At 41.8% G+C, this 14,688-nt stretch carries 10 protein-coding genes; 9 read left to right on the plus strand and 1 reads right to left on the minus strand.

The annotated features are described in order from the left end of the window. The first annotated feature begins 175 nt into the window (after positions 1-175). The 6 genes from RG959_RS10790 to RG959_RS10815 all read left to right on the plus strand — a co-directional run bounded on the left by RG959_RS10790 (position 176) and on the right by RG959_RS10815 (position 8,390). Positions 176-1,954 (plus strand): LytS/YhcK type 5TM receptor domain-containing protein, encoded by a 1,779-nt coding sequence (locus tag RG959_RS10790; protein WP_342797114.1) that lies wholly within the window; start codon positions 176-178, stop codon positions 1,952-1,954. Then, positions 1,929-2,678, plus strand: a complete 750-nt coding sequence (locus RG959_RS10795; protein ID WP_342797115.1) for a LytR/AlgR family response regulator transcription factor — start codon at positions 1,929-1,931, stop codon at positions 2,676-2,678. Before RG959_RS10790 ends, RG959_RS10795 begins: the two co-directional genes overlap by 26 nt. Before the next feature lie 132 nt (positions 2,679-2,810). Beyond that, complete coding sequence (gene cstA / locus RG959_RS10800; protein WP_342797116.1) at positions 2,811-4,604, plus strand: carbon starvation protein CstA; 1,794 nt, start codon at positions 2,811-2,813, stop codon at positions 4,602-4,604. A gap of 384 nt (positions 4,605-4,988) precedes the next feature. Continuing rightward, positions 4,989-5,828, plus strand: coding sequence for a hypothetical protein (locus RG959_RS10805; RefSeq protein ID WP_342797117.1), 840 nt, complete (start codon positions 4,989-4,991; stop codon positions 5,826-5,828). Between the two features lie 302 nt (positions 5,829-6,130). Continuing rightward, on the plus strand, positions 6,131-7,399 hold the full coding sequence (locus RG959_RS10810; protein WP_342797118.1) for an ATP-binding protein: 1,269 nt from the start codon (positions 6,131-6,133) through the stop codon (positions 7,397-7,399). A 145-nt stretch (positions 7,400-7,544) separates the two neighbouring features. Then, complete coding sequence (locus RG959_RS10815) at positions 7,545-8,390, plus strand: STAS domain-containing protein (RefSeq protein ID WP_342797119.1); 846 nt, start codon at positions 7,545-7,547, stop codon at positions 8,388-8,390. A gap of 51 nt (positions 8,391-8,441) precedes the next feature. Here RG959_RS10815 and RG959_RS10820 read toward each other — a convergent pair. Next, a protein-coding gene (locus RG959_RS10820; protein WP_342797120.1) for an IS3 family transposase occupies positions 8,442-9,790 on the minus strand; the annotation gives its coding sequence in 2 pieces (ribosomal slippage) (positions 8,442-9,346 and positions 9,346-9,790; 1,350 coding nt in all). 318 nt (positions 9,791-10,108) lie between these two features. Between RG959_RS10820 and RG959_RS10825 the strand changes: the two genes are divergently transcribed. The 3 genes from RG959_RS10825 (at position 10,109) to RG959_RS10835 (ending at position 13,875) form a co-directional block, all read left to right on the plus strand. Continuing rightward, a complete protein-coding gene (locus RG959_RS10825) occupies positions 10,109-10,876 on the plus strand; it encodes a TIM barrel protein (protein WP_342797121.1) in 768 nt (255 codons plus the stop codon). Positions 10,877-11,271: 395 nt separating this feature from the next. Beyond that, on the plus strand, positions 11,272-12,114 hold the full coding sequence (locus RG959_RS10830; RefSeq protein WP_342797122.1) for an STAS domain-containing protein: 843 nt from the start codon (positions 11,272-11,274) through the stop codon (positions 12,112-12,114). A 183-nt stretch (positions 12,115-12,297) separates the two neighbouring features. Continuing rightward, positions 12,298-13,875, plus strand: coding sequence for an FAD-dependent oxidoreductase (locus RG959_RS10835; protein ID WP_342797123.1), 1,578 nt, complete (start codon positions 12,298-12,300; stop codon positions 13,873-13,875). The last annotated feature ends 813 nt before the right edge of the window (positions 13,876-14,688 follow it).

Here is a 14,688-nt window from a genome sequence, read left to right on the forward strand (position 1 = left end):
TTGTTGTTATATGGAGTTTAAGAAGACCAGACCTTTCCTGGCTCTCTTGTGTACAATAGAAGGGAAGCGTTAATGTCTTTGATGATTATGTTAAGATAAAAAAGATGAAAACATGTATTTTTCCCTTTTCATCCTTTAGAAACAGTACCATGACTTGGAGGGAAGGCGATGAATCATGATTAATCTTATTCCTCTTATGATTGAACGGGTAGGGATTATTCTCATTTCCGTTTTTCTTTTTTCCCAAATGAAACATTTCCGCAAATTGATTCATAACAACCAAGGCACCCGGGAAAAACTGCTCCTCGTTGCGATATTCGGCTTTTTGGGTGTCATCAGTAATTATACAGGAATCCAAATCCATTCAAATGCGATTACTGAAAACAGCTGGCTCATCGCCCTGGAGCCGGACAGTGCCATTGCAAACACAAGAATACTCGGCATCGCCATCGGCTCTCTCTTGGGCGGCCCTGTTGTAGGTCTTGGAATCGGCTTCATTGCGGGTATCCACCGCTTTTTTCTTGGCGGGTTTACAGCTGCCGCTTGTGCGCTTTCTGCTGTCTTAGCAGGAGGTGCAGCTGGATGGCTTGGTATGCGGTATAAGCGGAAAGCACCTATTAGCGCCCCTTTTGCTATCGTGGTCGGCATTTTAATGGAAATCATCCAAATGGGGATGATTCTTCTGCTGGTTAAACCGTTTGATCCGGCGTGGGAATTGGTGAAAGTCATTGGTCTTCCGATGATTACGATTAATGGGCTTGGGATGCTTCTTTTTATGCTGCTGATCCAAAACATTTTACGCGAGCAGGAACGCACAAAAGCCCTGCAGACGAGCAAGGCGTTCTACATTGCAGATCAAACGCTGCCGTTTTTTCGACAAGGGCTGAATGCTGAATCCTGCAGGGCTGTAGCGGAGACAATGCTTTCACTCACAGAAGCGGATGCCATTGCGATCACGAATACGAAAAGCGTTTTAGCCCACACTGGAACAGGAGAAGACCATCATAAACCGACAGCAGGGTTTTCAACAGGGCTGACGAAAAAAGTCTTACAGGAAGGCAGGGTACTTACGGCGAAAAGCCGGGAAGAAATCATTTGTACAAATCCAGCTTGTCCGCTTCGGGCTGCCGTTGTCCTTCCGTTGAAAGTGTACGGCCAAACGGTCGGCACATTAAAGCTTTATTTTACCAATCCGAGTGATTTAACAGAGGTAGAACGGGAGCTGGCTGAAGGGCTGGCCAATTTATTTTCTACACAGCTGGAGCTGGCGCAGGCGGAACAGCAAAGCAGGCTTTTAAAAAATGCAGAAGTAAAAGCGCTGCAGGCTCAGGTTCATCCACACTTTTTGTTTAATGCCATTAATACCATTTCGGTTTTATGCCGCACCAATCCGGAAAGGGCCAGAAAGCTGCTGCTGGAGCTAAGCCAGTTTTTTAGAAGCAATCTGCAGGGAGCACGACAGATGGTAATTCCACTTGAGAAAGAAATTGAACATGTGAGAGCGTACCTGTCGCTTGAGCAAGCGCGGTTTCCAGACCGGTATGAGGTCTTTTTTGATATTGAACCAGGTCTTGAGAAAAGCCTGGTGCCGCCGTTTATTCTTCAGCCGCTTGTTGAAAACAGCATCCGGCATGCTTTCTCTGGTTCCAAAACAAAAGGAGAAGTAAGAATTGAGGCTTTTTCGAATCAAACTCATATGCACATTCAAGTAACGGATAACGGAAAGGGTATTCCAGAGGAGAAGCTCGACAGGCTGGGAAAAGAAACGGTTTCATCTAAGCACGGTACGGGAACCGCATTGGTGAATATTCGCAGCCGCTTAGAAGGAATGTACACGCAAGCTTCATTTACGATTACGAGCGAAGAAAACAGGGGAACAGCGATATTGATCCGCCTGCCGTTAGAAAGAAAAGGAGGTCCAGCTTATTATGATGAAAGCGTTTATAGTGGATGACGAACCCTTGGCAAGAGATGAGTTGAAATATCTCTTGCTCAGGACCCGCGAAGTAGAAGTGACAGGGGAAGCGAGCAATATAGCCGACTCGCTTCCGCAAATTAAACAAACAAAACCGGATCTTGTTTTTTTGGATATTGAACTTTCTGAAGAAAGCGGCTTAGAGCTGGCAGCTGAAATTCGCCATCTTGAACATAAGCCGGCGATTGTTTTTGCGACTGCTTATGATGAGTTTGCCCTGCAGGCTTTTGAACTGAATGCTATTGATTATGTGCTGAAGCCGTTTGACGAACATCGAATCAACCAAACGATCGACAAAATTAAAGCAATCCGTATGATCGGCGGGCAGCGCCCAGAAACGCTTGCAGAAATGCCAAAGCCTTCCGCCGAGCTGCAAACCGGAAAACTGGCGGTGGCAGCCGATGAACGCATTGTGCTGATTGACAGGGAAGCGATTCTTTATGCAGCTTCTTCAGAAGGAAAAACCCTGATTAAGACGATGTCTTCTGAATACAAAACACAGGAATCCCTAACCGCGATTGAGAAAAAGCTCAGCTCCTCTGCTTTTGTCCGGGTACACCGAAGCTTTTTAGTAAATATCAACCACATTGATCAAATTGAGCCATGGTTTAACTCAACCTACAATTTAGTCATGAAAGACGGATCAAAAGTGCCGGTCAGCCGTACATATGTAAAAGAGCTAAAGCAGTTAATAGGATTTTAACGCTTTTTTGCAACTCAGCCGGTTATTTTTGCATTTCACGGTGCAAATGCTGCTTATTGTGTTGAAAACGCTAACAATTCATTTTCATTTGGTATAGTGAAAGGGCAAAAACATATAGGGGAGGCCCTTGAAATGAATGCGATTACAATGGTAATAGGTTCAATTTGTATTTTAATGATTGCATACCGCTTGTATGGAACATTTATGGCTGTAAAAGTGTTAAAACTCGATGATTCGAAAAAAACGCCTGCTCATGAGCTTGAAGATGGCAAAGATTACGTGCCGACGAATCGGTGGGTCACGTTTGGGCATCACTTTGCAGCCATCGCTGCAGCAGGCCCGCTTGTCGGTCCTATTCTGGCTGCTCAGTTTGGTTATCTGCCAGGTCTTCTTTGGCTTTTGATTGGAGCGGTTATTGGCGGCGCTGTTCACGATGCGGTTGTTTTATTTGCATCTATGCGTCAAAAAGGTGAGTCGCTTGCTGAAATTGCAAAGAAAGAATTGGGTCCGGTAGCCGGCTTTTGCACAGGTCTTGCCATGTTATTTATTATTACGATTACGATGGCCGGCTTATCCATGGTCGTGCTTCATGCACTCGAGCACAATCCGTGGGGAACGTTTGCAGTCGGCATTACGATTCCGATTGCAATGGGTGTGGGTCTCTACCATAAAAAAACAGGCAATTTAAAAGGTGCCTCGATTGTGGGATTCCTCCTTATTATGGCTGCTGTTTTCTGTGGTCCATACATTCAAGGAACGATTCTAGGAGATTGGCTGACACTGGATGTGAAAACGCTATCAATTATTTTGCCTATCTATGCTTTTTTTGCTGCAGCACTGCCGGTCTGGCTGCTGTTAGCACCACGTGACTACTTGAGCAGCTTTATGAAAATCGGCGTTTTCGTCGCCTTGATTGCCGGTGTGTTTATTGTAAATCCGACCATTGAAATGCCGGCTCTTACACAGTTTATTGATGGAGGCGGACCTGTGTTAAGCGGTCCTGTCTGGCCGTTTATCTCTATTACAATTGCCTGCGGGGCCATTTCCGGATTCCATGCTTTTGTCGGATCAGGTACAACACCGAAGATGCTGGACCGCTGGAGTGACATTAAACCGGTTGGCTTCGGCGCGATGCTGGTCGAGTGTGTTGTTGGGATTATGGCACTTGTGGCAGCGACTGCTTTGCACCCGGGTGACTATTTTGCGATTAACTCCACACCCGAAGTTTTTCGGACGCTTGGAATGGAAACGGTGAACTTAGCCCAGCTGAGCCAGGATATCGGCTTGGATCTGGAAGGCCGGACTGGCGGCGCTGTAACGCTTGCGGTCGGCATGACGTATATCTTCACCAATGTTCCATGGTTCCATAATCTGGCTTCTTTCTTTTTCCAGTTTGTTATTATGTTTGAAGCTTTGTTTATTTTAACTGCGATTGATTCAGGAACACGGGTAGCGCGATATTTAATCCAGGATTTTGGCGGTGCTTTTTATAAACCGCTGAAGCGTGTGGACTGGATACCGGGTAATATTTTTGCCAGTGCACTTGCCTGCCTGCTTTGGGGCTATCTGCTTTTCTCTGGAGATATCGGATCGGTTTGGGCACTGTTTGGCGTATCAAACCAATTAATGGCGTCTATCGGCTTAATTATCGGAGCAACCATCATTTTGAAAATAGCAGACAAGCGTCGTTATATGCTGACATGCTTAATCCCGCTTTCTTATCTATACGTCACTGTTAACTACGCTGGCTACTGGATGGTAAAAAACGTATATCTGAATGCGGATGCAGCAGGATACAGCGTTTTAAATGGCATGCTTTCGATTATCATGCTGATCCTGGGTGTTGTGATTATGGCAGCGGCCATAAAAAATTGGCTCCAAAACTGGAATAATCCAGCCGTAAAAATGCGCAGAGAAACAGCTTAAAGATAAAAAAGACCTAACGTTTCCAGTTAGGTCTTTTTTATATGCAAAATGTCTTACAAAGACTCTTTTTCGTGTAATGTGAGGGCAGAGAGGCTTTACTGCCGTTAAAAGTACGATGATCCAAGGGCAGCAAGTACGAAGAAGGGTACGATTGTCAGTACGAATATAAGTATCATCTGTTGGTCTCGAAACCGGCTAGATTTACAAGGTATTTTAAAGAATGTTAATTCGTGGTTACGTTTCCATTTCGATTTGAACATTTTTGACCTAATATTACATCCCCTTTTCAATTTGGTTAAAAACGGAAAAAATAGGTGTGTAGAAGAAAAAAAGATGGTATAACGTATCTTGTAAGACCTAGTAACCCTTACAAGGAGGAGAAATATGAAAATCAAACAACCACTTTTAAAAGCAACAGCTCCAGCATTGGCCCTTGGCCTGGCTTTCGGTGCGCAGGCAGACGCTGAGGCAGCAAACGTTAAAACAGCCGTGCAGGCGTCCGTAGGGACAGAAGCAGCTGCAAAAGAAAAAAGCGGAGGTTCGATTTTACACCATTTGAATCCTATTGAAAAAAGAGTATCTTCCATTGAAAGTGAACTCGCCATTGTCGTTTCTGGACTCGAAAGCACAGAAACGCTGACATCTGAAGAGTACGATGGGTATTTGAGCCAGCTGAATTCACTGCTTAACCGGACGAACGCAGCGACCAACCAATTGAATGCAGTAGCGAAAAAATCCGGCGAAGATACACCTGAAGTGATAGAAGTAGAAAACAAGATTGGTGATGTGGTGACGCAGGTCTTAGACACTCAAAATCTATTAGGCACGATCGAAATCGTTCCAGAGACGCCAGAAGTAGAACTTCCTGAAGAAGGAACAGTGGAAGAACCTGCAGCTCCTGTAGAGGAAGGAACGGATGAAACAGTCCCTGAGGAAGACACAACTGAAACTACAACTCCTGAAGAAGGAACAGTGGAAGAACCTGCAGCCCCTGTAGAAGAGGGAACGGATGAAACAGTCCCTGAGGAAGACACAACTGAAACTACAACTCCGGAAGGAACAGTGGAAGAACCTGCAGCCCCTGTAGAAGAAGGGACAGACGAGGTAGAAGCTCCTGAAGAAGAAACGGATGAAACAACAGCTCCAGTAGTTGAAGATCCGTATGAGGGAACTGTTCCGGCATTGGAAACAGATGAAACGGCAGGAGATACTGTATTACCATAAAAACAGTAGAATGTTTGGTAACATAAATAAATGAAAGCTTTTGCCAACCCACATACCTGGCAAACAACCGATAAAGGATGAGAAAACCCCTGGCTTCCAGGGGTTTTCTTTTTCTTGGCAAGTAGAAATAGTTGTTTTATTCATCATCTAAAGCATTTAACAGTTCACCATGAAAAATCTCTGAATATTGTTAAAACGAGCCAGACTTTTTAAAAAGAAGATTGCGGGAGTGAGAACAAATAGATTATGCTTAGGAAAATTATATGAACGATTTCCTTATGTGTTCAATAGGCGGTGCATCGATGGAATTGATAACGAAGGACTTACTCATTAATTTTCTATTTGTTTTGCTTCCTTTGTTTTTAATGCAAATGTTTTATTTATTGAAGTATTCATACCGCTTTGAAAGGTTTAAAGACACCTGGTTTGTCATCTTCCTGCTGATCTCCTTAGCGATGTGCATGTTTTTCCCCTTTTCATTCGGAAATGGGTTTACGTGGGATCTTCGCAGAGTTCCTCTTCTGCTGGGATTCTTATATGCGGGGCCCAAAAATGGTTTTCTTCTACTGGCGGCTCTTCTTTTAATCCGTTATTTTGTAGGTGGAAGCGGCTTTTATGTGACCCTTTGGTCGTATGCTGCGATGGCAGTATTAGCTGCTCTCGTTTCTAAACATTACATAAAGATGCCTTTAAAACAAAAGTTACTATCAAGCGTTTTATTGATTTTTATTTCTGTGCTGCTCACTTACTTTGCTGCCATAAAGGTTTCGAATATTCATTTAACAACAGATATGTGGGTTGTTTACTTTTTACTCAACATTGTAAGTATGTGGATTGCTACAGCTATTTGGGAAGTCATTAAAACAAATCTTGACGTCCTGCAAAAATTAATAAAAGCAGAAAAGCTGGACATTGTCAGCAACCTTGCTGCGAGTATTTCCCATGAAGTAAGAAACCCGCTGACAGCCAGCAGAGGATTTATGCAGTTATCACATGAGAGTTCGATTTCTCCAGAAACAAAAGAGTATATCAGACTGTCCATTCAAGAATTGGACAGAGCGACAGACATTATTAATGACTATTTAACGTTCGCCAAGCCCACACCTGAAAAAATAGAGAAAATCCTGGTACATCAAGAGATTCATCAGGTCGTGAATATTCTTACGCCTTTAGCAAACATGAACAGCGTCAATATTAAGTTGAGCTTTAAAGAAAATGAGTCCCTCCACGTGCTGGGTGAAAGAAAAAAATTAGAACAGGCTCTCATTAATATCATGAAAAATGGAATAGAAGCGATGGAAAGCGGCGGGGAAATGTCCATCGAAATAGAGTATGAGGTCCGTCGTCTCTGTATTAACATTTCCGATACGGGAAAAGGGATGACCCAAATGCAGATCGACCGTCTTGGCGAACCTTATTTTACAACGAAAGAAAAAGGAACGGGATTAGGATTAATGGTTTCCTTTAGTATTATTCAAAGTATGGGCGGGAACATTACAGTAAGAAGTGAGGTCGGTAAAGGAACTTGTTTTTCTATTGTACTGCCGGTTATTGCTGCTGAGATATCTTAAACTGTCACTGTGAAGCCTTCTCCTTGTAAATAAAGCACCTTTTCGGCCCAAAAGGTGCCAGCCGCTTGTTAATAGCTATAAGTAGTTGTTTACGATAGAATAACCATAAAAGTTTTAACTTTCAGGCTGGCATGAGGAAAGGCCATTGAAGCAGTGGAAAGATCTTTACCACTATCTAATGAATCAAACAGACCGATTAACAGAAGACTGGTATGCAACACTCGAAAAAGAGGACTCTGCCGGGGTTTACGCTTCTACTACGGCTGAAAATGTACAGCTTTTAAAAAAACAGTATAATAAATTGCACCGGTATTTTTTAAAAATATTTTTAGGGGAAAATCAGACTTCTACGCAAACCTTTAAGGAATGGGTAGTAGACCTAGCCAGTGACCCAAGCTATCTAGCCACTCCAATCCATGAAGTATCAAGAGAATTGTATAGAACGCGCGGCGAATACCTGAAGCTTGTAAAAGAATTTGTATCCCTGCATAAAGATAAATACTCTCAAGAAGATCTTGATCAATGGAATCAGATGATTATCGACACCATGGATAAAGTAACAACTGTGTTCACAGAGGAACATAGTCAAATTTTAGCCAGAAATTATCAAGCCCACCGAGAAATGATTTATGAGCTAAGCGCACCTGTTATTGTTCTGAACGAAACAACAGGGCTGCTCCCGCTTGTGGGAGAAATCGATCACTCGCGGGCTAAGTTTATCATTGAAAAAACGTTAAAGCAGTGTGCGCAAAAAAATATAGATGTTCTTTTCATTGATTTATCCGGAGTGGTAGCAATCGATGGGGAAGTCGCCCATCGGCTTTTTCAATTGCATGAATCTTTAGGGTTGATCGGTGTAAAAACCACTCTATCAGGGGTTCGCCCTGAGGTTGCACAAACGGCTGTGCAACTGGGGCTTTCTTTTGATAAAATTCCGGTTACCTCAACGTTATCGCGGGCTTTGAAGTATAACCCAAAGAACCTTCACTAAACAAAGGGATCGCTATCATATGATCTGAACCCAAAAAGTTAGACACGAGTATTAGGCAGCTTCCTGGGCATGAATTCGGTATTGAACCGGAGTCATGCCCCTTAATTTTGCCTTGATTCGTTTCTGGTTATAATACGTTATATAGCTTTCTAACTCATCTATGAAATGATCCATGCTCTGAAACTCTTGAAGATAAAGCAGCTCTGATTTCAACAGGCCAAAAAAGTTCTCCATAAAGGCATTGTCGAGACAGTTTCCCTTACGGGACATGCTGAGTGTGATCTGGTTTTTCTGAAGCAAGTGCTGGTATTTGGTCATTTGATAGTGCCAGCCTTGGTCCGAATGAAGAATTGGTGAGTCACCTTCCTGTAGCCGTTCAAACGCTTGATCCAGCATGGTCGTGACAAGTCGAAAGACGGGTCGTTTCTCTATATGGTAAGCGATAATTTCACCATTAAAGAGATCAAGAACCGGCGATAAATAAAGCTTCTCACCAAACAAGTGGAATTCAGTCACATCCGTCACCCATTTTTCATTTGGCTTAGAAGCCTGAAAGTTACGAGCAAGTCTGTTTGGAGCTATCTTGCCTGCTTGTCCTCGATAAGGGCGATACTTTTTCATACGTACCAGGCATTTTACTCCCACTTCATTCATGAGACGGCGTACAGTCTTGTGGTTCAGCTGGTATCCCCGGCTTCGCAGTTCAAGTGTGATCCGGCGGTAGCCATATCTTCCTCGATGTTCGTGAAATATCTGTTTGATTACTTCTTTCACTTCACTGTACTTATCAGGATTAGTTTGTTTTTTTGCCCAGTAATAATACGTACTGCGTGCGATGCCGGCTACTTTTGCCAGCTCAATGACTTTAAAATCATGCCTTAGTTCATAGATTACCTGTGCTTTTTGGCGCTCTGAGATCGTCGCTCTTCTTGAACCAAGGCATTCAACTTTTTTAGATACGCATTCTCCATACGCAGGCGCTCGATTTCAGCGAGCAGCGCTTCTTGTGATCCTTCTTCCGGCTGTTTTTTCTTCTTGTCTTTTTTCATGGATGGACGCCCCTTTGGTTTGGGTTGGAGAGCGTCAATCCCGTTCGTTTCAAAAGCATACTTCCAGCTCCATTCGGTGCTGGATGAAGGGATACTAAAGACAGAAGCAGCTTCTTCGATGGACGCTCCCATTTCCTCTATATATTGAAGTACATCCATTTTAAACTCTGCAGAGTAATTTGTATATTGAGCTTTAAAGGCTGTTACTCCATGTTCTCGAAAATTAGCGACCCATTTCTTCAACATCGTTGTACTTACTCCCATTTTTTGAGCAGTACGTTTATAAGATATATTTCCTTTAAGGTAAGCTTGAACAGCGGCAAGTTTGGTATCACTGTCATATTTAGTCATAAAAAAACTGCACCTCCAATTGTTAGTTATGTCTAACAATTGGGGTGCAGTTTACATATAGCGGTCCTTTTTCTATTGGAGTCATTTTTGGAAAAGCAGAATGCAACACTTACAAAAAGAGGCCGTAACGTTTATGACGAAAGCCATACTATATGAAAATAGGTTAAATAAAACCTGAAATTGTTGCCGTTTTTGAATAACTATTTTTGAAAGCGGGTATAACACGTTTATCTATTCTTATAGTCCTTGTAATCAGGCTACCGCATGGTCAAAAAATCAACAAAAGCGCTGATTTTATCACAATAAAGGAGCGGGAAAATGAAAATTTCTTTTAATATTGAAAGCTTATTTCAAGGTCAGGATCCTTGTGAAGCAATGCGTATGTTGCATGAAAAAGAGTTGAACATTGTTGAATTTTGGTCTCCTCATGACAAGGACCTGCAAAGAATCAAAGAAACAAAAGAGGAATTAGGGATAGATATTGCGAGCATTGTTGTGAAGCCTGAAAGTTTTGTGGATCCTTCTAATCGGGAAAAAGCGCTGGACGCACTAAAAGAAACAGCAAAAGCGGCTAATTATCTCGGTAGCAAACTGATGGTTCATACGGTTGGTTTTGAATTGGACGGTTTAACACGCCAGGAGATGAGAAAAAGCTTAGTTGAAGGGTTAAAAGAAAGCATCCCTATTCTAGAAGAACACAATGTTACAACAGCCATTGAACCGCTTAACACAAAAGTAGATGCGGAGTTAAGTGGTTATTATTTGAATACATCAGAGGAAGCATTTGATATTGTAAAAGAGATAAATCATCCTTTGGTGAAAGTTTGTTACGATATCTATCATGTTCAAATTATGGAAGGACATGTGACTTCTCGAATGATCAATAACATTGATCACATCGCCCATATACAAGCAGCAGGTACCCCGGGAAGGCACGAGCTGTTTATCGGCGAGTTAAATTACGATAATATTTTCGATGCAATTAAACAAACCGATTATTCTGGTTATGTGGGCATTGAATACTTCCCAATTCATAATCCAGTCGAAGATTTAGTCCAAATCCATCAAAAACATCACACAGGATAAAGGGACACTATTGGAACCCCATATCTGCTGTCTATTTGAGAACTGTTCTATTCTATTTTCTGTAATATAATAAAGAAAGGCCTTGTGCCTTTCTTTTTTTGCAAGTTAAGCAGGCATTCACACCTTTTTATTATTTTTCGTAGATACATAACTTTTTGAACAGGTTTAATGTTAAATGATCTCGTGTGAGTGAGCAGCTATCCTGCAAAGTTGAGTCCTTCGAATCAGCTTTTTTACGATATAATTGAACCCACAAAAACACAAGAACAGTTTTATTGGCGACAAATTACAGCTTATTAGCGGAGTGTAATTTAAGAGTGAAAAGGATTGAAGCCTTTTCATAATTGGGTATATATCTATACATGCAGCAAATACATAAGGTCTTGGAGGAAAAAATGAAGAACGAGTTGCAACTTCTTGGGGAGAAAATTTTAGAAAAAAAATATCAAATTGCCGAACGGGTACATTTGAAAGCAATTAACAAAGCAGCAGCACAAAAACTCCCAATGACTGAAAAAGAAATCATCGACATCCGGGCGAATTTCGTCAGGTTATTCGGGGAAAGTCTTCTTCAGGAAGCTGATGCAGACACAGGGGGCCAGCCTTTTTTAAAATGGGGAAAAGAAACAGGCAAGCGCGTATGTGATTTAGGTATTCCGTTAGATCAAGCATTAAAAGGAACGAGTTATTATCGAACTTGTATTTGGGAAGTGCTGGGGGAGGAAATGCTGAATCACGATATGTCGCTGGCCACGTCGCTAAAGGTAGGTTCTATTTTAGACCCGCTTTTAGATCAAGCCGTTTATGCATTCAGCTCTGCCTACGTTCAGTGCCACGAAGAAACCCTTGAAAATTCAAAACGCGCTTTTCTGGAATTATCCGTACCCGTTGTACCACTCGCAAAAGGAGTGGCTGTATTGCCGCTTATTGGAAATATTGATACAGAAAGAGCGCGTCTTTTAATGGAAGAAGTACTGCAGAAAGCTTCTGAAAAGCGGTTGTCCCATCTTCTTTTTGATTTATCGGGTGTATTAGTCGTTGATACCATGGTCGCAGATCAAATTTTTAAAATCGAAAAAGCGCTGGGACTGCTTGGTGTAGAAACCATTTTAATTGGCATCAGGCCGGAAGTAGCCCAAACGATGACAAATCTAGGTATTGATATAGGCCAATTAAAAATCAAATCCAATTTAGAACAAGCATTAAAAGACTTAAATGAGTCTTTTGGTCTTTTATAAAGAAGCTGCAGAGCAGCTTCTTTTTTATGTCCAAGCAGCTTCTTTACATGTATTTTCAGTAGCTCCTTTTATGTATATGTCAATGAAAAAAATGGCAACCTATAGGGGAATGGTCAAGCAAAATAAGTCAACCTCGGCCAGCCGGCTGGCCGTATAACTGAAATCATAAATGGAGGTTTTTAAGTGGAGCAAAATAAGAAGCTGAATGGGAAGCTGCCGGGGGATACGCAGTCATTTTGGAGAGATTCCGTTGATTTGCCGGCGTTTCCTCGTTTAGAAGAGGATCTCTCTGTAGATGTTGTAATTGTAGGCGGGGGAATCGCCGGCCTTACTTCTGCTTATCTTTTAGTGAACGAAGGATTAAAAGTGGTCGTTTTAGAAGCAGGGAAATTGTTAAATGGCACAACTGGGCATACGACCGCGAAAGTTACTGCTCAGCATGGATTGATTTACGACGAATTTATGCACAATTTTGGAACAAACAAAGCCAAATTATATTATGAGGCCAACGCAGAAGCGCTTCGCTTTATTCAAGAAACCATAGAGCAACATCAAATTGATTGCGATTTCCGTATACAAGATGCGTACCTGTACACGTCGGCAGACCAGTATACACGAAAACTTGAAAAAGAAGCAGAAGCTTATCAGCGTCTTGGTATTAACGGCGGTCTGGTTGATCGTATTCCTTTTGAAATGGATGTAAAAAAAGCACTCGTCATGAAAGACCAGGCTCAGTTTCATCCATTGAAATATCTCGCTCATTTGATCAAGGGCATTACGAACAAAGGGGGGGTGATTTTTGAAGATACGACATGCGTGAATATTGAGACGGGAGAGTATCCAACTGTGCTCACCCGCAGAGGATCTCGTATTCAAGGAAGATTTGTTCTTGCCTGCACCCATTTTCCTTTTTACGAAGGGACGGGGCTTTACTCAACCAGAATGCATGCAGACCGCTCTTACGTTCTTGCGGCTAAAACAAAAAAGCCTTATCCAGGTGGAATGTACTGCAATGTTGAAGAGCCCGCCCGTTCCCTGCGCTCTGTGACAATCAATGGAGAAGAAATGGTACTGATTATAGGAGAAAACCATAAAACGGGCCAAGGAAAAGACACCATTGACTATTACAATGCGCTTGAACAATTCGGAGATGATGTTTTAGGAATCGAGGATGTTCTTTATCGCTGGTCAGCCCAGGATTTAGTGACGCTGGATAAAATTCCTTATATCGGCCAAATCACTTCGGAAGTATCAAATGTCTTAATTGCGACCGGCTTCAGAAAATGGGGAATGACCAACAGTACGGCAGCTGCGCTTCTATTCCGGGATATCGTTCGGGAAAAATCAAATCCTTATGAAGATTTATATTCGCCGTCACGTTTTTATGCCCATCCGAGCTTAAAAAACTTCCTGCTGGATAATGCCGATGTGGTCGGTCACTTAATCAAAGGAAAACTAGAAAAACCGACGAAAAGTGTAGAGGATTTGGCTAATGATGAAGGAGCGGCGATTACAATTAATGGACACCGCAAAGGAGCATATCGGGATACCGAAGGAAATCTGCATATCGTCGATACAACCTGTACGCATATCGGTTGTGAAGTTGCGTGGAACAGCGGGGATCGTACGTGGGATTGTCCGTGCCATGGTTCTCGGTTTTCCTATACAGGAGAAGTGGTGGAAGGACCGGCCGAAAAACCATTACAGCGGCACGATCACCGCATGCTGGACAATCTCACCTCAGAAGACTCGGGATATTGAGCTAATATGAATATTGATCAAAAAAAGTAAACAGCTTCTATAATAAATGAAGAAGTCCTTAATTTTAGGATGAGCATAAGGGCTTCTTGTTTCATTTTCAATGTTATGTTCAAAATGTTTTCGCCGTCATTGTTGAGAAGAGAACAAATCCAGCAGAAAATGTGTTTGAAACATAGACAGTATACTTGGAAAACCGACGGGTTTATGGGCCTTTTTTAATCACTTCATTACCCGGCAAAAATGCAAGTCTTATGAAGAAGGAGATCCTTTTAAGCAGTAGTATCTTACGCAGGCTGGCCCTTATTCAAACATACAGTTATTATCGTTTTATTCCTTGTCAGCAATAAAAACCTGAAAAGGGAATAAAAAACATGAAAAAATTTATTGATAAAGAAAAATAAACGTGCTATATTATTAAACGTCGCTTCTGAGGCAACCTAAACTAATAACATGTATTCATTTGGTTTAATTATTTCAATATAGTTTATTGACGAAAAAATGTTATTGACTTTATGTATTAGATGCACTATGATGATTATCTGCCGTGCTAACGGTATAGTAAAGTTAAAGAAGTTTGAGTCACAATAATGATTTATTAAAATAATATTTTTGATAAAAAGTTGTTGACTTAAAAGTTTATACATGATATGATTATTTAGCTGTCGGAAACGACAATGAAGAAAATTGATCTTTGAAAACTGAACAAAATAAACGTCAACGTTTTAATTTTTATCTTCCATTAAAAACACCCCGTGTTTTAATGGAAACAAATGAGCAATCAAACACTTTTTGGAGAGTTTGATCCTGGCTCAG

This window comes from Domibacillus sp. 8LH (assembly GCF_038806185.1).
GTDB lineage: Bacteria > Bacillota > Bacilli > Bacillales > Domibacillaceae > Domibacillus > Domibacillus indicus_A.

Bases quoted from the DNA above. Each gene is read 5' to 3' on its own strand.
- RG959_RS10790 (WP_342797114.1), top strand. From the start codon at position 176: ATGATTAATCTTATTCCTCTTATGATTGAACGGGTAGGGATTATTCTC.
- RG959_RS10795 (WP_342797115.1), top strand. From the start codon at position 1,929: ATGATGAAAGCGTTTATAGTGGATGACGAACCCTTGGCAAGAGATGAG.
- cstA (WP_342797116.1), top strand. From the start codon at position 2,811: ATGAATGCGATTACAATGGTAATAGGTTCAATTTGTATTTTAATGATT.
- RG959_RS10805 (WP_342797117.1), top strand. From the start codon at position 4,989: ATGAAAATCAAACAACCACTTTTAAAAGCAACAGCTCCAGCATTGGCC.
- RG959_RS10810 (WP_342797118.1), top strand. From the start codon at position 6,131: ATGGAATTGATAACGAAGGACTTACTCATTAATTTTCTATTTGTTTTG.
- RG959_RS10825 (WP_342797121.1), top strand. From the start codon at position 10,109: ATGAAAATTTCTTTTAATATTGAAAGCTTATTTCAAGGTCAGGATCCT.
- RG959_RS10830 (WP_342797122.1), top strand. From the start codon at position 11,272: ATGAAGAACGAGTTGCAACTTCTTGGGGAGAAAATTTTAGAAAAAAAA.